This is a genomic window from Acinetobacter sp. N1-1, assembly GCF_056711485.1.
Map to the genome: position 1 here is coordinate 2,314,143 of NZ_JBWXUO010000012.1, position 20,537 is coordinate 2,334,679.

Here is a 20,537-nt window from a genome sequence, read left to right on the forward strand (position 1 = left end):
AGGCTATACTCTTGGAGGGCGAAGAATCTCTTGTAAATGACCACTCAAAGTGGCTAAGTAATACTCAACTGGAGGACTTTCTAAAATCTTTATATGTGTAGATAACGGTTGAAGTACCGCCTCATGATCTGCTAATGCATAATTAATATTTTGACAATGTAAAATCTGACAGTTTATGCAACTTATTGTATGTTCATGAGGTTGCTTAACCATTTCTTTATCTACACAATGCACTTTCATCATTTTATGATGCTGCATCGAAATTTCATGATTTTTTTCAATATCAATATATGCAACTCGCATTTTTGCATTCACCATGCCAAAGCAGCCAATTGCAAAAGCAATAAGCAACCTCAATGCAAGCTGAAAGATATTTGACATGCGCATATATAAAATAAGAGAAAAATCACGCCTTGATGATAATAGACATTAAGGCATGATTCAAACATTTTTCATAGCCATTAATATTTAAAGTTTTAACGATCGTCTAATAAAAATAAAACTCACGACAGCAAAAGAAATAAAACCTAAAATATCCTGTAGACTCTTCCATGATGCGGGTATATGAATGGCCAATGGACTATCAGAGCCACCAGCACTCACAGAAAAAACTATAATAACTGCAAGAATCACACCCATCAGACTTTCTCCAACAATAAGTCCTGCTGCAAACAATGTTCCCTTTTGCTCTATTCTTTTAACCGTATCTTCATCTTTATTCTTAGCAATATATTTTTGCATTCCCCAAAAAATAAATGCGCCAATAAAAAGTGGCATATTTACACTTGGAGGTAAGTAAATTCCCATACCTACAGCCAAAACGGGGAGTGATAGCTTTTGTTTTGATGCCTTTTTTAAAAAGAAGTCTAAGATAATCAATGCTACTGCCAACACTGCACCCAAACCAATCGATGACCAGTCTAAACTTTTCGAGAAAATACCTTGACTAATGGTTGTCATCAATAATGCCTGCGGTGCAGCCAATGCTTGGGCTGTGTCCATACCTGTTCTAGGCATTGCGCCTGTAAAGCCATATGCTTGGTATAAAAGTTCAACCACAGGTGCAATGACCAATGCCCCTATAATCGACCCAATAATCAGTGCAATTTGCTGTTTTGCAGGCGTTGCTGAAACCAAATAACCAGTTTTTAAATCCTGTAAATTATCATTCGAAATAGTAGCAATCGCCAAAATTGCAGACGTCGCAAATAATGTCAATGCTGTTAAAAACTTTATCCCATCTGCTGTCGACAAAATATGTGTTACATGCCCTAGCCCAAGTAATGCCGTTGCAATAGCCAAGACAGATAAAATACCAATGCCTGAAATAGGACTTGAAGATGAACCTACAATGCCTGCCATATATAGTCAAACAATCTAATTACTCATACAGACATGAAAAAACATCTGAAAGAGTCGATCAATACAATCCTCTTGCCATTCTTTTCTCTTTTTCTTAATCCATGCCCATGTCTTTTCAATGGAATTCAAATCAGGACTATAAGGCGGTAACCATAAAATATGATGCCCATGATGTTCTAGTAACTCCTGTGTGTCTGCTCGTTTGTGAAACGTCGCATTATCCATCACAATGATGCTGTGTCTAGGTAATTCAGGAATAAGAAAATGCTCTACCCAGAAATGGAATACATCTGAATTAATTTTACAATTGAATAGCCCAACGCTAAACAACTTATTTTCATACAATGCACCAATGGCATTGGTCTGATTATTTAATTGCCAATTAAATAATCCATAACATGGTGCTCCTTTAGGAGAGTAACCATGAGGTCGATAATCGTGTGATTTAAACCCACTTTCATCAAGATAAACAATGGGATGCTTTTTTTGAAGATGATCTAAAGCTTTGGTGAATGCGGATCTGAGGGATTCTTTTGCTTGTGGATGGCGTAAGGTCTTTTTTTCACTGTGATTCCTAAACGTTTTAATGCATAACCAATAGATGCAGCTGAGCAGGAAAAGCGTACAGCACGCTCATATTGATAATCATCTGGATATTTCTCAACATCAGCACGTAGTGCATCATCCTCAATTTTAAAAGGTTTCCGTGGGCGAGTTCTTTTAACCTCAATTCTTTTTTTCCAACTCAAAATTGTATTTTTATCAATCTCAAATTGTGTCGATACCGCTCGTATGGAATGTCCTTCCTCAAGCTTCGCTATAACTTTTCGTCTAAAATGTTCTGAATAACTCATTTCCATATTGTCTTATATTTTTGATTGTTTGACTATAACCACAAGCAGCAGCAATAAAAAAACCAATAATAAAAGTGATAAATGTCACTAAAACTACAAATAGCCATGCCATTGGCACAGCAATATAAGCATGGACAATAAAATAATAAAATGTTGCAAAAAGAATAAAAACTGTTCCAAGCATAATAACAAATATATGACGTGGCGCTAAATCTTGCTCCGTACGAACGTACGTTACATTTTCATCTTTTTGTTGATATGCACGTATAGATAATCGGATTCCCTCAACTATAGGCTTAAACAGCATGATTAAAGTCCAAATTGATGCAACACCGATTGTACCCACGCCCATAAATCGGACTTTTGAAGCCCAAAGTTGATGTGCATACTGTGTCATTTCAGCACCGATAGGCAATGGTGCCCAACTCGACAGCAGAGGTACTGCAATACCCCATGCAATAAAAACCCCAACAAGTATTGCCACACCTGCTGACATCCCAATTAAGCTACCTGCACCTAAAAGTGCAAGAGAAAACCCCATAGGTATTTGAAATATTGCGTTACCACTTTTTAGCCAAAGGCTTGCACTGTCAGAGATCACGCGTAACCCACTATTAAAGAAACTTACCACCGCAGCAAGCACACCACCATAAAGAATTTCTTTGGCATGTGTTGTTTCTTTACCTTCCTGTACAACCCCTTGCTCATTGACAACAGTGCCCGCTGTTCCCGCTTTTAAAATTTCAGCAGCTGCAATCCCTTCCGGATAAGGCAAATCACTTTTTACTACCATAATTTGGCGTAATGGAATAGTAAATAAGACTCCCAATATCCCACCACCTAAGCACAGCAAGGAAACCTGCCAAAATGGAAACTGTTGCCAATATCCAATCATTAACAATCCTGGTAAAACAAAAATAACCGAAGATAATGTTCCCGCTGCCGAGGCTTGTGTCTGGACTAAATTGTTTTCGAGAATATTAGAACCTTTTGCAAACTTCAGTAATGCCATAGACAGTACAGCAGCAGGTATTGATGATGCAAAGGTCAAACCCACCTTAAGACCCAAATAGATATTTGATGCAGTAAAAATAATAGTAATAATAATACCTAAAAGAACACCTCGTAATGTCAGCTCTTTATAGCCTGCATAGGGGTCATTAATGAATGAAGGTCTGGACATATATACTTCCTTGTTACATCTATTTTTAATTTACTTTAAAATCTATAAAAATATAAATTAATATCTATTTATAATATATTTACTTTAATTTTAATAAAATGCGATTATACCTTAGTAAAAATTATGACAATATAATGAATAGTGATTTATAAATTGATTTAAACGATCGTATTTCAAACAAAAATTATTTAGTATCGCCTATGCAATAAGCAAAAGCGATACTATACAAACTTAAATATCTTTTTTAAATGTAATAATTGAACGTGTTGTACCAGGCCAGTTCGGCATTTGGCGCCACGGCGTTAAAACATCTAATGTATTGCCATGTATATGAAACTCTCTACATTGCTGAGTACCTACCCATTTTGGGTTCCATGCAGACTCAACATCTGTACACCATTGATTTTCCTTTAAAGACCATCTACCTGTATATGCAATTAGAGAGTCTAGTAATGCTGCTTTTTCTGTATCTGTTGTTGCTGTTTTACTTCTATTATCACCTGTAAGCACAAAATTAATGCGATGATCTTCGGTAAAAATAACTCGACCTGTTGGATGATCGCCCATAGCAGGAATAAACTGGTGTGTTGCTTGATCTTCTACCTTATAACTTTCAAGTACCCATGAACCGGCTATTGAAGGCTGCTCTATTGCATTTGCAGATACATGCTGACTCAAAAATAAAATTGAAGCGATACAAATAGAATAGTGCTTAGATAAAAACATGACTTTCCCCTAATGTAAAAAGTCCATTATATATATTTTAATTATAGATAGAACATATATTATTATATCAGCCCATTAAATAAGGACTGATATAATATTTTTTATATTTTAAACTTCAATTTTATTTACTTTATTTAATTCAGCACGCATTTCATCAATAACCGATTTATAATCTGGTTTACCAAAAATCGCAGAGCCTGCAACAAACATATCTGCACCTGCTTCTGCAATTTCACGAATATTTGCAGGTGTTACACCACCATCCACTTCAAGTCGAATATCTTGACCACTAGCATCAATAATTTGACGTGCTTGACGTAACTTATCCAACGTCATTGGAATAAACTTCTGCCCACCAAAACCTGGGTTTACACTCATCAGTAGTATTTGATCAACTTTATCTAAAACATAGTCTAAATAATGTAATGGTGTTGCAGGATTAAATACTAGACCTGCTTTTGCACCACCAGATTTAATAAGCTGTAATGAACGATCGATATGTTCTGAAGCTTCAGGGTGAAACGTAATAATATCCGCGCCTGCATCTAAAAAATCACCAATCATACGATCGACTGGAGAGACCATTAAATGCACATCAATTGGTGCTTTAATACCATAGTTTTTAAGTGCTTTACATACACCTGCACCAAACGTTAAATTCGGTACATAATGGTTATCCATAACATCGAAATGAACAACATCTGCCCCTGCATTTAAAACATTTTCAACTTCTTCGCCTAAACGAGCAAAATCAGCAGATAAAATAGATGGTGCAATAAGATATGGCTTAGACATGGAAACCCCAAACAGTGAACAGATATGGTTCAATTATAACAAATCTAGACAGCATCTTTTATAAAAACACCTAAATACATTTTTATTACACGCCATCCTCATTATCTTGTTAAGATTAATTCTCGTTTAAAACAAGGATATGACATGAAAAGCATTACTCAAGTTCATACTGAAGAAGGACGACGTATTGCAAAAAGACTATTCAATCATTGGAAACATAAGTTTGAAGTAGAAGAAACGGAAAATGCTTTTTTTATTCCATTTCCAAATGCAAAAGTGTTTCTTTACCCGAAAGAAAAAACTTTAGATATATCTATTGAAGGAAGTAATGATGTCGATTTCGCCCGTTTAGAGCAAGTTGTCATTGACCATCTGAACCGTATGGCACACCAAGATTTTGATGTGACATGGCAACATACGGAAGTTTAATTTAGATGGTCAAAGTGAAATTTCAAATGATCATCAATAAATGACTGCACAAAATAATACCCATGGTCATAATGATCATGGAATCGAAGGGTTAAAGGCTGTCCTTTCTTTTCACACACTGCTTTTAGTTTTTCAGGTTGAAGTTGTGAGTAGAATTGATCTGCCAAACCCTGATCAATAAGAATATTAGAAAACAATGCCCCTTGCTTCTCAACCAAAGCAACAGCATCGTGATTTTTCCAAATACTTCTATCTTTACCCAAATAAGCAGAAAAAACCTTTTCTCCCCACGGACACTCACTTGCTGCACAAATAGGCGCAAAAGCAGAAACCGATCTAAATAAATTCGGGTACTTCCATGCAAGTGTTAACGCACCATGTCCACCCATGCTATGCCCCATAATACCTATACGGCGTGCATCTATTGGAAAGTTTTTAATTAATTGTGCATATAGCTCTTCAACAATATAACTCTCCATTTGAAAGTGTGTTTTCCAAGGTATTTGTTGCGTATCAATATAAAATCCCGCGCCTTGACCGATATCCCAAGCCTCATCATCAGCCACACTTTCGCCACGTGGTGATGTATCTGGCATAACAAGTATTAAACCAAGCTGAGAAGCCATATTTTGAGCATGGGCTTTTATTGCAAAAGTTTCCTCATTACTGGTTAATCCTGCTAGAAAAAAAATAGCAGGACATTTTTCCTGTTTTGCTTGTGGTGGAATATATACAGAAAATTTTGCTATTCCTTGTAAATAGGTAGATGACATTTCATAAGTACACTGTTCACCATCAAAACAATAATTTTTCTGTAATAAATTCATTTTAATTTCCTAAGGCGTTGTCGACGACGGCATTGGATTAGGGCTGATCGGGCTTGGGAAAAGATGTTTTTCTAACTGAGGTAACATCAGCTCCATATTTTTTCCTAAAGACCATTGTGGTTCTGAAGGTTCGAAACCTTGCGCATTCTCCCATTTTGAAACAGTCGCTTGTGCATCAGTAAAGGCATCATGCAGCGTACTTTTCTCTCTCATCGCCTGATCGAAGAAGGCTCTACCAAAATAAGTATAATCCGACTCACTATTACAACCAAACGATGAACGGTCAGCAGCAGAAGCTGTAATTACTAACGTATTATCAGACTGTAATGCAGGTATAAAACTACCTGAGTAACATGCAGAAATTACAATAACGCGCCATTTAATACCCGACTTGTCTAAAGCACTTCGTAGCCATTGTGGATTGATCTGATTTAAATCAATAGGTGCATTTTCAAGTTCAAAATGATTGGCTAGACCGTGCGATGTTAAGTACATAAATAAGACATCTGTATCTTTATTCATTTGTTGGCCAATTCGATTAAGTGCCAACTGAATGCTTGTTTCAGATGCAATAGGAATTTTTGTGCGTGTATCAGGATCATTAACTAATTGAACAGACCGTCCTAAAGTTCCAAATCGCGTATCAAATTGCGATTTAATCCGTTGTACTTCAGAGCTAAAAACAGAATCATAACTATCACCCGCAACACCTAAAAAGTACCAATGCGTTTGTGAAAAGTCACCGAGTTGTATGTGCTCTAGTGTTTGACGAAGCAAGTTTCCTTGAGCATATAGTGCATCTTCTGAAATTGTTGGTGGTGAATCATCAACTTTCCAAATCGGCTGTTGTTTTACGGACATTTGCCACACAACCAAAGTACACACTGTAGCAAACATAATCAGTGCCCTTTCCCACCAAGGCCATTTCAGCTCACGAGAAAATACCCAAATAACAGCTAAACTTTGCCATACAAAAAACACCATAAACAGTGTAGGTAGAAAGTTATAAATACTGTCTGGCAAGAAATTTAATAAGTTATTATCGCCTAAGTACTGCAAAAAACACTGAATAAGTAGCACATTACTGTCTAGTACTAACCACAACAATGCAGGAACAAGCATCAATCTCGGGTTGTTCATTCTTTGCGAGAGTAAAATCCCAACAATCAAAGCAATAAACGGCCAAAGTGCATAACTTACAAGCCCTTGTGAATTAAAATGTCCAACCTGACCAGCAACCATCCAACTGTAAAGTGTATTTACACTCGCAGCGACAGCTCCCCAAAAAAGGAGTTGAAAAATAGATGGGTGTACGATTTGTAATGATTTTCGTGAACCAAGAAATAGCCATAAGCCTGCGACTTGGTTACTTTTTAAATCATGCCAAAAGTTAATAGAAGGTTTAAGATCTATCATAGGATTTTGCTGGCCAGCAACATCACGTTGCTTTTACGTTATTGCTCATTCACTGTATATGCAGTCTAATCGATATCTCACGCTGTACGGCATTACATTACAAAAACGAACAACAACTTGTTTATGTGTCCATATTGAAATAGGCATCAAAACGACATGCATCTCCTAACCATTGATGCTTAGGTTCTTCATTATTTAAAAATACTGCATGACGCGGTCGTTTTACAATGACTCTTTTTGCAACTTTCCTTGCTTTTATAAGTAGGTGGTCGCCTAAATCCATTTCACCATGTTCGGGCAATAGCATATGCAAAAGCTGCATTTGTTTTTTGACCTGTGCTTGTTTTTTTTGTCCTTGTTGGTTTTGATCTCTTTGTGGAAACATGGGATCTAAATAAACAACATCAACACTTTGCCTCATCTGTGCTAACTGTTCTAAATAGCTTGCTGAATCTGCAAATATAAGCTGAATTTTATCAGCTATTGATGCTAAAAATATATCTTTTTTTGCACTTTCATAGGCTTCTTCAAGCAACGTAAATAAAATAGGATGACGCTCAACAAGCCTAACCTGTGCGCCAAATTTTGCCATAAGCAATGAATCATGACCTAGACCTGCTGTTGCATCGACAAGAATAGGCTGTTCATTTGACTGTGTCGCTCGTGCTAACATTTCTGTTTTTAATGATGCTCTTTTTAAGCGTGGAATTTCTGCATACCAATCTGGTTGCATTTTCATGCCTTGTGCTGCAATACTCAAACCATCACGATCTATAACTAAAGCAAGTTCAGGATGTAAACGAAGAAATTTTGCATTAACTTTTTCAGTAAGTTGCAAATCGACATTTACACCACGAGATTGTAGACGATCTACAATCTCGCTTGCTTTTTGTTCATACGCTTGTTCAAACCAACAAACAAATTGCATTACCAATTTACCCAGCCCGTCCACCAAGTGACTAAAATAAATAAACCAAACACAATACGATAGTAAGCAAACACACTAAAGTCATGTTTAGACACATAACGAATTAATGCACGAATCACTAATAATGCCGAAATAAAAGCGACAATAATCCCTGCACCTAAAACCTCCATATCTTCAACATGTAAATCATGGCGCATTTTATACATATCGAGTAATCCTGCTCCCATAAGAACAGGAATCCCTAAAAAGAAAGAGAACTCTGCGGCTGCTTTACGTGATACACCAAGAAAAAGAGAACCGATAATAGTAGAACCCGAACGTGATGTACCTGGAATAAGCGCAAAACATTGAATAAGACCAATAAGTACAGCTTGTTTAAAGCTAAGTTGCTCTACTTCATGACTTACTGTTTTATGTTGTCGTTTTTCAGCCCATAAAATAATAAAACCACCAACAATTAAGGCAATTGCGACTGTTATTGCGTTAAATAAATAGGACTTTACTGTTTCGCCAAATGTTAATCCCACAGCCATAATAGGGATTGTCGCAATAATCAAATTAATACTTAAACGGCGTCCTTGTTCATCACCTGTGAGCGCACCAATAAGTGCCCCCCAAAGCTTATTCCAATATTGATAAATAACTGCTGCAATTGCACCAATTTGCACAGCAACAGAAAACATATCTCGCTTTTCAGGTGTCCAAAAATCGAGTAACTGACCAGTTAAAATAAGATGCCCCGTACTAGAGATTGGTAGGAATTCGGTTATACCTTCCACCAAGCCCATAATCGCGGCTTTAAAAAGTAAAATAAGATCCATGAATTAAGACTTGCCTTGTTCAGAAATTTTTTTCCATGCATTATCACGTAAATATACAGGCAGAGCATTTTCAGCACTCACCCATTTTTTTTCTTGAGCAAGCGACATGGCAATTTTTGCAATATCTTCAGCAGTTGCTTTAACTTGAGTAAACATCGCATTTTCTTGCAACAAGTTTGCACCAGAACCTACAGGTGTAAATTTAATATGTTGCATTGCGTCTGCATAACTCAACAGTTGTTCTGCGTCCACAGCTTGCATCACACCGCGATCATCCAACTCAAAATTCGCGATATATACTTCTTTCATTCTTGCATCAATCACAGCAGTAACAGCCATCAAACCATGCTCACGATATGCTGCCTGTGCCAATGCTTGTAACGTAGATACACCAATTACAGGCAAATCATTTGCCCAAGCAAGTGCCTGCGTAACAGCCGCGTTAATACGAACGCCACTAAAAGATCCTGGTCCACGACTAAATGCAATTACATCTAATATTTCAGTCGTTAAGTTACAGGTTTGTAAGCCTTGCTCAATCATAGGGAGTAAGGTTTGTGTTTGCATTCTTGCTTGATCACTTAAAACTTTAAATAAAATATCTTGATCACGCATCAAACAAACAGAACATTGGTCATTTGCGGTTTCGAGTGCTAGCAGTTTCATGCATGCCCTTATTGTGAGAGAAACTTAAAAATTTAAGGTATCATACGCAACTCTAAAAAGCTTTGCGATACCCTCTTTATAATTATTCGTTATCGTTAAACCAATAAGGCTCAATCTCTTTATAATTTTTAATTACTTCAAAAGAAGCATATGCTTTATGCTGGATCCTTTGTATATCTTTCTCTGTAACGTTGGCAATGACTTTTGCAGGCATACCAGCAACGACTGAATAGTCAGGAATAATCTGGCCTTCCTCTATTACTGTATTCGCTTCAACTATACAATAACTTCCAACTACGGCATTTTCTGAAACGATGCTGTGCATACCAATTAATGTATAGTCACCAACTTTACAACCACGTAATGTTGCATGGTGTTCTACACTTACATGCTGACCTATATCTAAATGATCTGCACATCCCATATCTAAAATACTATAAGCCTGAATATTACTATAATGCCCAATACATACCTTGCCTGTATCTCCTCTTACAATTGCACCAAACCAAATATTCACTTTACTCCCTAAATGAACATCACCAATAATATTTGCGGTTTCTTCAATCCAGCCATCCCAAGGAGTGCATGCAGTTGTGGGTACATAACCATTATATTTATACATCATTATTTTTCTCCTTTTCTATTGTTTTAAGATACTTCTACTAAGTATTTAAGTCATAATAAAAACGCTAAATTCTAACTATAAATCAACAAATAAATCGTTTATATAAATCAAAAACTATTTCTATTCATTTTAAAGCAATCACTGTAACGGGAATATTGCTGACTTTTTTTAGATGACATGCCAAAATAATAAAATTCGGCAAATTAATTCAACTATATAGAAGAAATACGATGATGCACTACTGCCAAAAATGTGGACATGAAACAATTAAAAAAATCCCATTAGGTGACAGTAAAAAACGTCAAGTCTGTCTTTCTTGTGGAAATATTCACTATGAAAATCCCAAAGTTATTTGTGGGGCATTAGTTATTTGGCAAGATCAAATTCTACTTTGCCGAAGAGCCATCGAACCTCGCTATGGGCTATGGACATTACCTGCTGGATATATGGAGCTTGCAGAAACAATGGCTGAAGGTGCAGCACGTGAAACCTTTGAAGAAGCCGAAGCAAAGATTAATATTGAAGGTTTATATTGTATGTACGATATCCCACATATCGGACAAATCTATGCACTATTCAAGGCAAACCTTCAAAATGGTACTTTTGGAGCAGGGCCTGAAACTATAGAAACCCGCCTTTTCAAAGAGGAAAATATACCATGGGATACACTAGCATTTCCAAGTGTAAAACAAACTCTCATTCATTACTTCAAAGATAGAGAAAACCAGCAATACCCTCTACATTTTGAAACCATATATCCTGAAACACATAAGCTTTAATTACTTATGTTGCCCTAGACTATCAATTCTTTGTAAAATAGCCACTACAATGTGGCTAAGATCTTGTTATGCAAAAAAATCTCTCAGACTTAACACTCTCTCCTGCACAGGTACTGCAACAACTACAAGAACTGCATGGCATTATCTTCTTACAAGACTATGGCAAGCCCGTAATCGGATTCTTACCTGAAAAATATTGGTTAGTACAAAATGAGTCTCTTTTCTTTCAAAGACAGAATGACTTTTCTTATCAGCCTATAGATGATCAAAGCCCACTTGATTTTATTAAGCTACAGCACCCCTCTAAAAATACGCATGGTTTTTCAGGCGGATGGATGGGATTTATAGGCTATGACTATGCTGCCCAACAAAGTATTTCATATCCTCAGCATAAGCAACCTGCTACATATTTAGGCCTATATCACTCATACTTAAAATATGAAAATCATCAATGGGTTTTTTATAGTACAGAAATACACGCACCTGAAATCTATGATCTCGTAATAAAAAAACTTACAGCATCTTTTCCTCAGCAAATATTCAAACTCGAAACATCTTGCCAACCTGAATGGTCAAGACAAGAATACAATCAAATTTTTCGAAAAGTTAAAGAATATATACGTGCAGGTGACTGCTACCAGATTAATCTTACACAAAAATTTTCAGCAACAGCGCAAGGAAACTTACTTGCCACAGCAGATAATTTTTGGCAACTTACAAAAGCACCGTATGCAGGTTATCTCAAACTAAATGAATTTGAGCTACTCAGTTGCTCCCCAGAATTATTTATTGAATTCCATAACAATCGAGAAATACGCACGCGCCCAATTAAAGGCACTATGCCAAGATTTTTAGATCAAACCCAAGATGAAATTTCAAAACAAAAATTAAAAAACTCTGAAAAAGATCAAGCAGAAAACCTAATGATTGTAGATCTTCTACGTAATGACTTAAGTGTGTATGCTGAAAATGGATCAGTAAAAACCCCAAAACTCTTTGAGATTGAAAGTTTTAAGCAAGTACACCATATGGTAAGTGAAATTCAAGCAACTCTGACTGCTGAAACATCTCCCTTACATATGCTACTTACAGCATTACCGGGTGGCTCAATTACAGGCGCACCCAAAATTCGAGCAATGGAAATTATTGAAGAGTTAGAACAAAAACCACGAGGTGCATACTGTGGCTCACTTGGATATTTCAACTTAGATGGTACAGGCTGTTGGAATATTCTGATACGTTCTATTCAAAAATACCAAGATGAGCTTTCTATTTGGGCGGGTGGTGGTATCACTATTGCATCAGAAGAAGAAGCTGAATATCAAGAGTGCTTTGATAAGGTCAATGCCATGATTGATCTTATCAACACTTGGTATCAAACATAGCCTCTATGTAACTCTAATTTTTCTTGTATAAATGTCTTAACTATCATGTCTTCTTTGAGCAATCGAGAGTGAAATACTTCATGATGGTTCAAGATTATTTCAGATAACGTTTTCGAATAGAAAGGTTGTTTGAGTAAGTCTTTCCATGCCTGATAAGCCCAATCGTATTCACCAACATTAATACCCATCGTAAGTAGCTGATAATCTATACCATAATTTAGAATGAGTCGCTCTGATGCTGTAGCTTGTTTTTGTATTTTCTTTTGTTTTGCTAAGTAAATAAAATCATAAGAAATTTGATATTCGCCTTGCTCAGAATAGAGCAAACTTAACTCATAAAAACACTCAAGATATAAAGGCTCAATATTACAGGCTTTCAACCAAACTAATATGGCTTGATCTAAACACTGCTGTTCTTTATAAATAGTACCTAAATAACGACAAGCCAAATAACTTTCAAAATTATTAGATGTTAAAGGTATACATTCAACTCTTTTCTTAAACCAAAAAATGGCTTGAGTAATATCGTTATAACTATAATATGCTGTTGCGGCGTAATATGCATATCTTGCTTTTAAAAGAAGATCTTCATTTTCATCCTCAAATGCCTGTGTAAGCACCTCTGCATCTTTTAAATATTTTTGAGGATCTTGGCTTCTTGCACCAAAATGACCTGTTTGAATGTAATAATTTCCTTGAACTTCTAATTCAGATAGATTTGGCTCTACATTTACGATACTTTCATGTAATACGCCTACCCACTTTACAATTTCATTATTTCGAAAAAGTAATTTACGTGTATAAAAGAAATCTCGTTCAACACTTTTAAAAATAAGATGATAAATATCATGAGATAATGTCGTTGGTAATATAAAATCTCCGTAAAATCGATCATCGGCATCAAAAACTAAAATATAATCCGACTTACCTTTACATAAATCTAGCGCTATATTACGGTTGTAAGAAAAGTCTTTCCAAACATGTTCATGGATCTCACCTCGCAGTTTATGCTTTTCTAAATAACTTTTAATTATTGCTTGTGTACCATCAGATGAACCTGTATCACAAATTACAATATAATCAATTTCAATAAATGAGCGAATATTATTGAGTGTTTCTACAATAATATTCGCCTCATTTTTGACAATCATATTTAAACAAATTGTCATTTTTTTCATATTATTCTTCTACTTATAATTTAAAACTACTTTAAGATAGAATCTTTTCCAAACTCTGTATAAGTCGTTTATTTTCAGCATCTGTACCAATCGTAATACGCATAAAATTATCAATTCTTGGCTTATTGAAATAGCGAACAATAACACCTTGTTCACGTAGCTTCTCTACCAGTACACTTGCTTTTTCAGTCTGATGCGAAGTAAAAATAAAATTAGCTTTAGATGGCAATACATTAAAACCTAAAGATTTTAAGTCCATAATCAACCGTTCACGACTCACAATAACTTTTTGGCAATGCTCTTCAAAATATGGTTGATCCTCAAAAGAAGCAACTGCAGCAGCAATTGCAAGGCGGTCTATCGGATACGAGTTAAAGCTATTTTTCACAGTTTCTAGCGCAGCAATTAAATGCGGTTGTGCAATTGCATAACCCACTCGAAGCCCTGCAAGTGAACGCGACTTAGAAGTTGTTTGGCACACCACTAAATTTTCATAACGATCAACTAAAGTGACTGCTGACTCAGCACCAAAATCGACATAAGCTTCATCAATCACCACAACACGATTAGGATTATCACGTAACAATTTTTCAATATCAGTTAAAGGTAATGCGATACTGGTTGGTGCATTCGGATTCGTAATAATAATCCCACCATTCGGCTGTCGATAATCTTTAATATCAATTTCAAACTTTTCATTTAAAGGCACAATCTTAGTTTGTATCTTAAAAAATTGGCTATATACAGGATAAAAACTATAAGTAATATCTGAATATAAAACAGGCTCTTGTTGTTGAAAGAATGCTTTAAAAATGTGTGCTAACACTTCATCAGAGCCATTACCAACAAATACATAATCTGCGGTAATATGTTGCTGTTTCGCGATTGCTGCCTTCAAAATACTAACATCAGGATCTGGATACAAACGCAATAAATCAGCCTGATTAGATAACTGCTTCTCTAATGCTTGTGCAACCTTTGGTGAAGGTGGGTAAGGGTTTTCATTGGTGTTTAGCTTTAATAGATTCTGAATTTTAGGCTGTTCACCAGGTACATAAGGCTCAAGCTCACGAACCTCTGGACTCCAAAAACGCATTTTTTCATTTGTCATAGTCATTTACTTATCTCAAGTGCGGTGGCCTTACAGACCACCTTATTTTTCTTATTTATAGCGATAACGTGCAGAACGTGCATGTGCATCTAAGTTTTCTTCTTGTGCCAAAATATCAGCTGCTTTTGCCAATGGTTTTACACCTTCTTTTGAACACATAATCAAACTAGAACGCTTCTGAAAGTCATACACACCTAATGGTGAAGAAAAACGTGCTGTACCTGAAGTTGGTAAAACATGATTTGGCCCTGCACAATAATCACCAATTGCCTCAGGTGTATACCTTCCCATAAAGATCGCACCTGCATGGCGAATTTCTTCACTCATCGCTTGAGCATCATCTAAACATAATTCTAAATGTTCAGGAGCAACTTGGTTAATTAATTCAATCGCTTCTGACCTATCTTTAACAAGAACTAAAGCGCCACGATTTTCAATTGAAGTACGCGCTATTTCTGCTTTTGGTAGTTCCGCTAAATGTGATTCGATTGCTTGTGCAACTTCCTCTAAAAACTTTTCATCGGGTGTAATGAGAATTGCTTGTGCAATTGTATCGTGTTCTGCTTGAGATAATACATCCATTGCAATCCACTTAGCATCATTATTACCTTCAGCATAAACTAAAATTTCTGAAGGCCCTGCAATCATATCAATACCACATTGCCCAAATACAGCACGTTTAGCAGCTGCAACAAAACGGTTCCCAGGTCCTGTAATCTTATCTACACGTGGAATTGTTTGTGTACCATAGGCAAGAGCAGCAACTGCTTGCGCACCACCAATTGTAAATACACGGCTTACGCCTGCAAGATAGGCAGCAGCAAGTACTAATGGATTAAGGTCCCCTTTTGGTGCAGGCACAACCATAATAATTTCTGCAACACCCGCTACATGTGCAGGTACGGCATTCATTAATACAGAAGATGGATATGATGCCAAGCCACCTGGTACATAAATTCCTACACGATCAAGTGGTGTTACTTTTTGACCTAATGTGTTACCAAAATCATCAATATAGCTCCAACCATCTTGCTTCTGTGCTTCATGGAAAGTACGGATACGCCTTGCAGCAAGCTCTAATGCATTACGTACATCAGGGTCTAAATGATCAAATGCAGTTTTTAATTGTTCTTGAGTCAGTTCGAGTTCAGAAAAATGATGCGCGGGATGTCGATCGAACTGTTGGGTTAATTTAAGAACATGTTCATCACCAAACTGACGAACATCGGCAATAATTTTATCTACAGTTGAAAGAAGCTCAGGATCATTGACAGTTTCAAAAGCCAATAAATCCGCAAAGACCTGTTTGAAATTTTGGTCTTGAGTCGATAAACGTCGCATCAATTTACCCACAAGTTAAACAATTAAGGCTTAAGTTTAACCTTTTTAAAGTCACTTGTGGGCAACATATCTCATTCAATTTATAAGAGTTCATCATATTTTTGACTTACTCTCATAAATTTTATCAATTTTACAACTATTTTGAAGCTACAGCCTGTTCTAGTTGCTGTAAAATAGGATTCAACAAGTTTTGCTTACGCTTAAAGCTCGCCTTGTTTACGATTAAACGTGAAGATACTTGGCAAATTTCTTCCAATGGTTCTAAACCATTTGCACGCAAGGTATTTCCTGTATCTACCACATCTACAATGTAGTCACCAAGGCCAACCAATGGTGCAAGTTCCATAGAACCATAAAGCTTAATGACATCAACTTGCTCACCAAGGCTTGCATAATATTGGCGTGTCAAATTGACATACTTTGTCGCAATTTTTAAACGGCCTTTCGGGCGTTCCATACCCACTTTTGCTGCTGTCATTAGACGACAGTTGGCAATTTTCAAGTCTAATGGTTCATAAACATTTTGAGCACCATGTTCCATTAGCACATCTTTCCCAGCCACCCCAATATCTGCTGCACCATTTTCAACATAAGTAGGTACATCTGAAGCACGTAAAATTAAAATACGAACATGCTTATGGGTTGTTGGGAAAATCAATTTACGAGACTTTTCAGGATCTTCTAATAAGTTAATACCTGCTGTTTCGAGTAAAGGTAGTGTTTCCTTTAAAATACGCCCTTTACTCAATGCCAATGTCAAACCATGATCAAAATTCCCCATCACATCAAAATTTGGATCATCGTTTCTTAGGTCATTCATTATTTACTCACTTACTCGCTTAATTTTTGCGCCAAGGCCTTGAAGTTTCTCTTCAATTTTTTCATATCCACGATCAATATGATAGATGCGATCTACTAAAGTCTCACCCTCGGCGGCAAGCGCAGCTAAAACTAAAGAAAAAGACGCACGTAAATCAGTCGCCATAACTGGAGCTGCTGATAATTTATCAACACCAGTAACAACAGCATCATTACCCTCTACCTGAATATTTGCTCCCATACGAGAAAGCTCTGGTACATGCATAAATCTATTTTCAAAGATCGTTTCTGAAACAGTTGCAAAACCCTTTGCAATCGTATTGACAGCCATAACTTGGGCTTGCATATCTGTCGGAAATTCAGGATGTGGAAGTGTTCTAAAACTCACGGCTTTAGGACGTTTTCCTTGCATATCTAGTTCAATCCAGTCATCACCACGTGTGACTTCCGCACCCATTTCTTCAAACTTTTCTAAAACAGCTTCTAACAGCTTTGGATCTGTATGTGTTGTTTTAACACATCCACCTGTAATTGCTGCTGCTGCTAAATATGAACCTGTTTCGATACGGTCAGCAACAACGGCATGCTCACAACCATTTAAATGATCAACACCCGTTACTATAAGTGTATCAGTATCTATACCTTCAATCTTCGCACCCATTTTCACTAGCATTTGGGCTAAGTCGGTAATTTCAGGCTCTTTTGCTGCATTACGAATTGTAGTCACGCCATCTGCAAGTACGGCTGCCATCAGAATGTTTTCTGTACCACCAACAGTTACCATATCAAAAATGACTTCGCCACCTTTTAAGCGACCATCAACCTGTGCATTTACATAACCATTTTCAACTTCAATAGTAGCGCCAAGTACTTCTAAAGCTTTTAAATGTTGATCTACTGGGCGAGAACCTATTGCACAGCCACCAGGTAAAGAAACACGTGCTGTACCATAACGTGCCAACAGTGGACCTAAAACTAAAATAGATGCACGCATAGTCTTAACAAGTTCATAAGGTGCAAACTGATTATCTAATGTTGATGTATCTGCTTTAACAAGATGTCCATTTTCATAACAGATCGTAACTCCCAAACCTGCAATAAGTTCAACCAATGTATTTACATCTTTAAGATTAGGTACATTTGTAATCGTTATTGGCGTTTCTGCCAAGATAGTTGCAGCTAATAAAGGCAATGCTGCATTTTTAGCTCCCGAAATACGCACTTCACCGCGTAATTGCGTACCACCTTGAATAAGAAATTTATCCATTTATATTTTATACTCCAAACATGCTAGCTTTACGCCATTCTTCTTTTGTCATTGCTTTAATTGTTACTGCATGTACTTCACCACTTGCAATAAAATTATTTAGTGGTTCATATACAAGCTGCTGACGTACAACAGGACGTTTCCCTTCAAAGTGATCATCAACAACTCGTAGGTCAAACTTGCCTGCTTGTCCACTCACAACTACTTCCGCACTTGGAAATGCTTGTTTTAAAATTTCTGTGAGTTGTTCGCTATTCATTATCAAAGACCTCGCTTTGGACCTACGGCTAAAAGTCGAATATTTTACTATAAATCATAAAAATAATTCATTAAGTCTAAATAATTTTAAAACAAAAAAATGAAAGGTTTTATTCAAAATGAGACTTTAAGACAAGTCGCCTATTCTCATATCTAATATAAATATGCTATTCGTTTATGTTTATTCAGTATTAATGAAATATCATATTAAAGAAGTACTTTCCTGTCTGAGGAAGATGCAATATGTAATGATTCTCTATATTTTGCAACCGTTCGGCGCGCAACATTAATTCCTTCTTCTTTTAATAAGTTAGCAATACTATTATCAGATAAAGGTTTTTGTGGACTTTCAGCAGAAATTAACTTTTTTATTCTTGCTCTAATAGCAGTTGAGGAACACTCTCCACCTGTTATTGTAGATACATGACTAGAAAAAAAGTATTTCAGCTCAAATAATCCTTTAGGTGTCAAAATATATTTATTAGTAGTCACACGCGAGACTGTAGACTCATGTAACTCAACCTCCTCCGCAATATCTCTAAGTATTAGAGGCTTCATTGCTTCTTCGCCATACTCTAAAAAATCACGCTGATATTTAATAATACAAGTTGCAACTTTCAATAATGTCTTATGTCTTTCATCAATACTTTTTATAAAATTTTTTGCCTCTAATAATTGATTTTTTAAGTATTGATTATCTTCACTTTGGTCTGCACGTTTAATAAAACTTGCATAATATGAATTAACCCTCAGTTTTGGAACTATATCTGGATTTAAACCTACGTTCCATACATTATTCTTTTTAATAACAACAACATCTGGAATTTGATATTCTATTTCACTTTCTACAAAGTCACTACCTGGATATGGTTTCAGTGTTTTAATTAAATTTATCGTTGCTTTAAGTTCCGCTAACTTTAAGCCTGTAGCTTTAAGTAACTTTTGAATATCGTTCGTTATAAGAAAGTGATAATGTAATAAAACTTTTAATGCTTCAGCTTTATACTGTACTGAGTCTGATAATGCTTTTAATTGGATAGACAAACATTCAACTAAATTCCGTGACCCTACGCCAATAGGATCCAACTGCTGTATATACTTTAATACAATAAGTATTTCATCTTCTTCTAAATCATGCTCAACATAACCAATGTCTAACAACAACTTTAAGGCAACTTCTTTAATTTCTGAAATTTCGGCAATTAAAAAACCTTTTTCATCTAATGCATCTACAATACAAGTTGCAATGAGTCGATCGATTTCAGAAAATTTTAACAAATTAATTTGATCATATAGATATTGCTGCAGTGTTATATCCTTATAATATTGCACTTCTCTTTCATCTGATTGTGCCATGCCTAAAACTGTTGGCTGATGTATATAAATATCATCCCAGTGCGTATCTATAGGTAAATCCTCAGGAATATCAACTGCCTTTAATTGCTCATATAAATCCGCTTCCTGATTTTCACTAATGGTATCTTCTTCAGATGTAGTATCAACAACCTCCAATAAAGGATTATTATCAATTTGTAATTGAACTTCTTGTTCCAACTCAAGATTAGATAATTGCAGTAAGCGTATTGCCTGTTGTAGTTGAGGTGTCAAAGATAAAGAGTTAGCTACTTTTAGCCCAAGCGATAGCTTCATAAACAAACCTCATTGTACTAGCAAACTTTATGCCGTTATTATTTTTTATATCACAAGATTTATATAAATTATATATCACGATGCCAAATTTTGAATTTAAAGTCCATTTTAATTATA

Annotated in this window: 23 protein-coding genes; 3 read left to right on the plus strand and 20 right to left on the minus strand. The window is 36.0% G+C overall.

The annotated features are described in order from the left end of the window. Positions 1-3: 3 nt before the first annotated feature. The 7 genes from AC1MPL_RS11520 to rpe form a co-directional block, all read right to left on the minus strand. Positions 4-381, minus strand: coding sequence for a hypothetical protein (locus AC1MPL_RS11520; RefSeq protein ID WP_479766093.1), 378 nt, complete (start codon positions 379-381; stop codon positions 4-6). Positions 382-468: 87 nt separating this feature from the next. Continuing rightward, the gene (locus AC1MPL_RS11525) at positions 469-1,362 is read right to left on the minus strand and encodes an OPT family oligopeptide transporter (RefSeq protein WP_479766094.1); all 894 of its coding nucleotides are present in this window, start codon (positions 1,360-1,362) and stop codon (positions 469-471) included. A 15-nt stretch (positions 1,363-1,377) separates the two neighbouring features. After that, the gene (locus AC1MPL_RS11530; RefSeq protein WP_479766221.1) at positions 1,378-1,977 is read right to left on the minus strand and encodes an IS630 family transposase; all 600 of its coding nucleotides are present in this window, start codon (positions 1,975-1,977) and stop codon (positions 1,378-1,380) included. After that, entirely contained in the window at positions 1,860-2,216 is a 357-nt protein-coding gene (locus AC1MPL_RS11535) for an IS630 transposase-related protein (protein ID WP_479763665.1), read from the minus strand. The genes AC1MPL_RS11530 and AC1MPL_RS11535 overlap by 118 nt, the downstream gene beginning before the upstream one ends. Then, entirely contained in the window at positions 2,194-3,399 is a 1,206-nt protein-coding gene (locus AC1MPL_RS11540) for an OPT family oligopeptide transporter (RefSeq protein ID WP_479766095.1), read from the minus strand. The genes AC1MPL_RS11535 and AC1MPL_RS11540 overlap by 23 nt, the downstream gene beginning before the upstream one ends. Positions 3,400-3,630: 231 nt before the next feature. Further along, positions 3,631-4,125, minus strand: a complete 495-nt coding sequence (locus AC1MPL_RS11545) for a lipocalin-like domain-containing protein (RefSeq protein WP_479766096.1) — start codon at positions 4,123-4,125, stop codon at positions 3,631-3,633. Between the two features lie 108 nt (positions 4,126-4,233). Continuing rightward, positions 4,234-4,920, minus strand: coding sequence for a ribulose-phosphate 3-epimerase (gene rpe / locus AC1MPL_RS11550; protein ID WP_479766097.1), 687 nt, complete (start codon positions 4,918-4,920; stop codon positions 4,234-4,236). A 144-nt stretch (positions 4,921-5,064) separates the two neighbouring features. Here rpe and AC1MPL_RS11555 point away from each other — a divergent pair, with 144 nt between their 5' ends. After that, the gene (locus AC1MPL_RS11555) at positions 5,065-5,349 is read left to right on the plus strand and encodes a DUF2218 domain-containing protein (protein ID WP_479766098.1); all 285 of its coding nucleotides are present in this window, start codon (positions 5,065-5,067) and stop codon (positions 5,347-5,349) included. Here AC1MPL_RS11555 and fghA read toward each other — a convergent pair. From fghA to AC1MPL_RS11585, 6 genes are all read right to left on the minus strand, one after another. Next, on the minus strand, positions 5,346-6,176 hold the full coding sequence (gene fghA, locus AC1MPL_RS11560) for an S-formylglutathione hydrolase (RefSeq protein ID WP_479766099.1): 831 nt from the start codon (positions 6,174-6,176) through the stop codon (positions 5,346-5,348). The two genes, AC1MPL_RS11555 and fghA, sit on opposite strands and share 4 nt — an antisense overlap. A gap of 9 nt (positions 6,177-6,185) precedes the next feature. Next, on the minus strand, positions 6,186-7,592 hold the full coding sequence (locus AC1MPL_RS11565) for a C13 family peptidase (protein ID WP_479766100.1): 1,407 nt from the start codon (positions 7,590-7,592) through the stop codon (positions 6,186-6,188). A 121-nt stretch (positions 7,593-7,713) separates the two neighbouring features. Beyond that, positions 7,714-8,520, minus strand: coding sequence for a class I SAM-dependent methyltransferase (locus tag AC1MPL_RS11570; RefSeq protein WP_479766101.1), 807 nt, complete (start codon positions 8,518-8,520; stop codon positions 7,714-7,716). Continuing rightward, positions 8,520-9,341, minus strand: coding sequence for an undecaprenyl-diphosphate phosphatase (locus AC1MPL_RS11575; protein ID WP_479766102.1), 822 nt, complete (start codon positions 9,339-9,341; stop codon positions 8,520-8,522). Before AC1MPL_RS11575 ends, AC1MPL_RS11570 begins: the two co-directional genes overlap by 1 nt. 3 nt (positions 9,342-9,344) lie before the next feature. Further along, on the minus strand, positions 9,345-10,007 hold the full coding sequence (gene tsaB / locus AC1MPL_RS11580) for a tRNA (adenosine(37)-N6)-threonylcarbamoyltransferase complex dimerization subunit type 1 TsaB (protein ID WP_479766103.1): 663 nt from the start codon (positions 10,005-10,007) through the stop codon (positions 9,345-9,347). Positions 10,008-10,089: 82 nt separating this feature from the next. After that, positions 10,090-10,632, minus strand: a complete 543-nt coding sequence (locus tag AC1MPL_RS11585; RefSeq protein WP_479766104.1) for a gamma carbonic anhydrase family protein — start codon at positions 10,630-10,632, stop codon at positions 10,090-10,092. Positions 10,633-10,865: 233 nt separating this feature from the next. On the opposite strand from AC1MPL_RS11585, the gene AC1MPL_RS11590 reads away from it, so the two are divergent. Beyond that, entirely contained in the window at positions 10,866-11,411 is a 546-nt protein-coding gene (locus AC1MPL_RS11590; protein ID WP_479766234.1) for an NUDIX hydrolase, read from the plus strand. Positions 11,412-11,479: 68 nt separating this feature from the next. Beyond that, positions 11,480-12,796: an anthranilate synthase component I family protein gene (locus AC1MPL_RS11595; protein WP_479766105.1), complete on the plus strand. Its 1,317-nt coding sequence runs from the start codon at positions 11,480-11,482 to the stop codon at positions 12,794-12,796. Here AC1MPL_RS11595 and AC1MPL_RS11600 read toward each other — a convergent pair. From AC1MPL_RS11600 to AC1MPL_RS11630, 7 genes are all read right to left on the minus strand, one after another. Further along, positions 12,787-13,974 carry a glycosyltransferase gene (locus AC1MPL_RS11600; RefSeq protein WP_479766106.1) on the minus strand — a complete coding sequence of 396 codons (1,188 nt, stop codon included), beginning with the start codon at positions 13,972-13,974 and terminating at the stop codon, positions 12,787-12,789. The genes AC1MPL_RS11595 and AC1MPL_RS11600 overlap by 10 nt on opposite strands. 31 nt (positions 13,975-14,005) lie before the next feature. Then, positions 14,006-15,091: a histidinol-phosphate transaminase gene (hisC, locus tag AC1MPL_RS11605; protein WP_479766107.1), complete on the minus strand. Its 1,086-nt coding sequence runs from the start codon at positions 15,089-15,091 to the stop codon at positions 14,006-14,008. Positions 15,092-15,136: 45 nt separating this feature from the next. Then, the gene (gene hisD / locus AC1MPL_RS11610; protein WP_479766108.1) at positions 15,137-16,426 is read right to left on the minus strand and encodes a histidinol dehydrogenase; all 1,290 of its coding nucleotides are present in this window, start codon (positions 16,424-16,426) and stop codon (positions 15,137-15,139) included. A gap of 136 nt (positions 16,427-16,562) precedes the next feature. Then, positions 16,563-17,246, minus strand: a complete 684-nt coding sequence (hisG, locus tag AC1MPL_RS11615) for an ATP phosphoribosyltransferase (protein ID WP_479766109.1) — start codon at positions 17,244-17,246, stop codon at positions 16,563-16,565. A gap of 3 nt (positions 17,247-17,249) precedes the next feature. Beyond that, a complete protein-coding gene (murA, locus tag AC1MPL_RS11620) occupies positions 17,250-18,512 on the minus strand; it encodes a UDP-N-acetylglucosamine 1-carboxyvinyltransferase (protein WP_479766111.1) in 1,263 nt (420 codons plus the stop codon). A gap of 7 nt (positions 18,513-18,519) precedes the next feature. Further along, positions 18,520-18,771 (minus strand): BolA family iron metabolism protein IbaG, encoded by a 252-nt coding sequence (gene ibaG / locus AC1MPL_RS11625; RefSeq protein WP_479766113.1) that lies wholly within the window; start codon positions 18,769-18,771, stop codon positions 18,520-18,522. Between the two features lie 206 nt (positions 18,772-18,977). Next, positions 18,978-20,420, minus strand: a complete 1,443-nt coding sequence (locus AC1MPL_RS11630) for an RNA polymerase factor sigma-54 (RefSeq protein WP_479766114.1) — start codon at positions 20,418-20,420, stop codon at positions 18,978-18,980. Positions 20,421-20,537 lie beyond the last annotated feature (117 nt).

Bases quoted from the DNA above. Each gene is read 5' to 3' on its own strand.
- AC1MPL_RS11520 (WP_479766093.1), bottom strand. From the start codon at position 381: ATGTCAAATATCTTTCAGCTTGCATTGAGGTTGCTTATTGCTTTTGCA.
- AC1MPL_RS11525 (WP_479766094.1), bottom strand. From the start codon at position 1,362: ATGGCAGGCATTGTAGGTTCATCTTCAAGTCCTATTTCAGGCATTGGT.
- AC1MPL_RS11535 (WP_479763665.1), bottom strand. From the start codon at position 2,216: ATGAGTTATTCAGAACATTTTAGACGAAAAGTTATAGCGAAGCTTGAG.
- AC1MPL_RS11540 (WP_479766095.1), bottom strand. From the start codon at position 3,399: ATGTCCAGACCTTCATTCATTAATGACCCCTATGCAGGCTATAAAGAG.
- AC1MPL_RS11545 (WP_479766096.1), bottom strand. From the start codon at position 4,125: ATGTTTTTATCTAAGCACTATTCTATTTGTATCGCTTCAATTTTATTT.
- rpe (WP_479766097.1), bottom strand. From the start codon at position 4,920: ATGTCTAAGCCATATCTTATTGCACCATCTATTTTATCTGCTGATTTT.
- AC1MPL_RS11555 (WP_479766098.1), top strand. From the start codon at position 5,065: ATGAAAAGCATTACTCAAGTTCATACTGAAGAAGGACGACGTATTGCA.
- fghA (WP_479766099.1), bottom strand. From the start codon at position 6,176: ATGAATTTATTACAGAAAAATTATTGTTTTGATGGTGAACAGTGTACT.
- AC1MPL_RS11565 (WP_479766100.1), bottom strand. From the start codon at position 7,592: ATGATAGATCTTAAACCTTCTATTAACTTTTGGCATGATTTAAAAAGT.
- AC1MPL_RS11570 (WP_479766101.1), bottom strand. From the start codon at position 8,520: ATGCAATTTGTTTGTTGGTTTGAACAAGCGTATGAACAAAAAGCAAGC.
- AC1MPL_RS11575 (WP_479766102.1), bottom strand. From the start codon at position 9,341: ATGGATCTTATTTTACTTTTTAAAGCCGCGATTATGGGCTTGGTGGAA.
- tsaB (WP_479766103.1), bottom strand. From the start codon at position 10,007: ATGAAACTGCTAGCACTCGAAACCGCAAATGACCAATGTTCTGTTTGT.
- AC1MPL_RS11585 (WP_479766104.1), bottom strand. From the start codon at position 10,632: ATGATGTATAAATATAATGGTTATGTACCCACAACTGCATGCACTCCT.
- AC1MPL_RS11590 (WP_479766234.1), top strand. From the start codon at position 10,866: ATGCACTACTGCCAAAAATGTGGACATGAAACAATTAAAAAAATCCCA.
- AC1MPL_RS11595 (WP_479766105.1), top strand. From the start codon at position 11,480: ATGCAAAAAAATCTCTCAGACTTAACACTCTCTCCTGCACAGGTACTG.
- AC1MPL_RS11600 (WP_479766106.1), bottom strand. From the start codon at position 13,974: ATGAAAAAAATGACAATTTGTTTAAATATGATTGTCAAAAATGAGGCG.
- hisC (WP_479766107.1), bottom strand. From the start codon at position 15,091: ATGACTATGACAAATGAAAAAATGCGTTTTTGGAGTCCAGAGGTTCGT.
- hisD (WP_479766108.1), bottom strand. From the start codon at position 16,426: ATGCGACGTTTATCGACTCAAGACCAAAATTTCAAACAGGTCTTTGCG.
- hisG (WP_479766109.1), bottom strand. From the start codon at position 17,246: ATGAATGACCTAAGAAACGATGATCCAAATTTTGATGTGATGGGGAAT.
- murA (WP_479766111.1), bottom strand. From the start codon at position 18,512: ATGGATAAATTTCTTATTCAAGGTGGTACGCAATTACGCGGTGAAGTG.
- ibaG (WP_479766113.1), bottom strand. From the start codon at position 18,771: ATGAATAGCGAACAACTCACAGAAATTTTAAAACAAGCATTTCCAAGT.
- AC1MPL_RS11630 (WP_479766114.1), bottom strand. From the start codon at position 20,420: ATGAAGCTATCGCTTGGGCTAAAAGTAGCTAACTCTTTATCTTTGACA.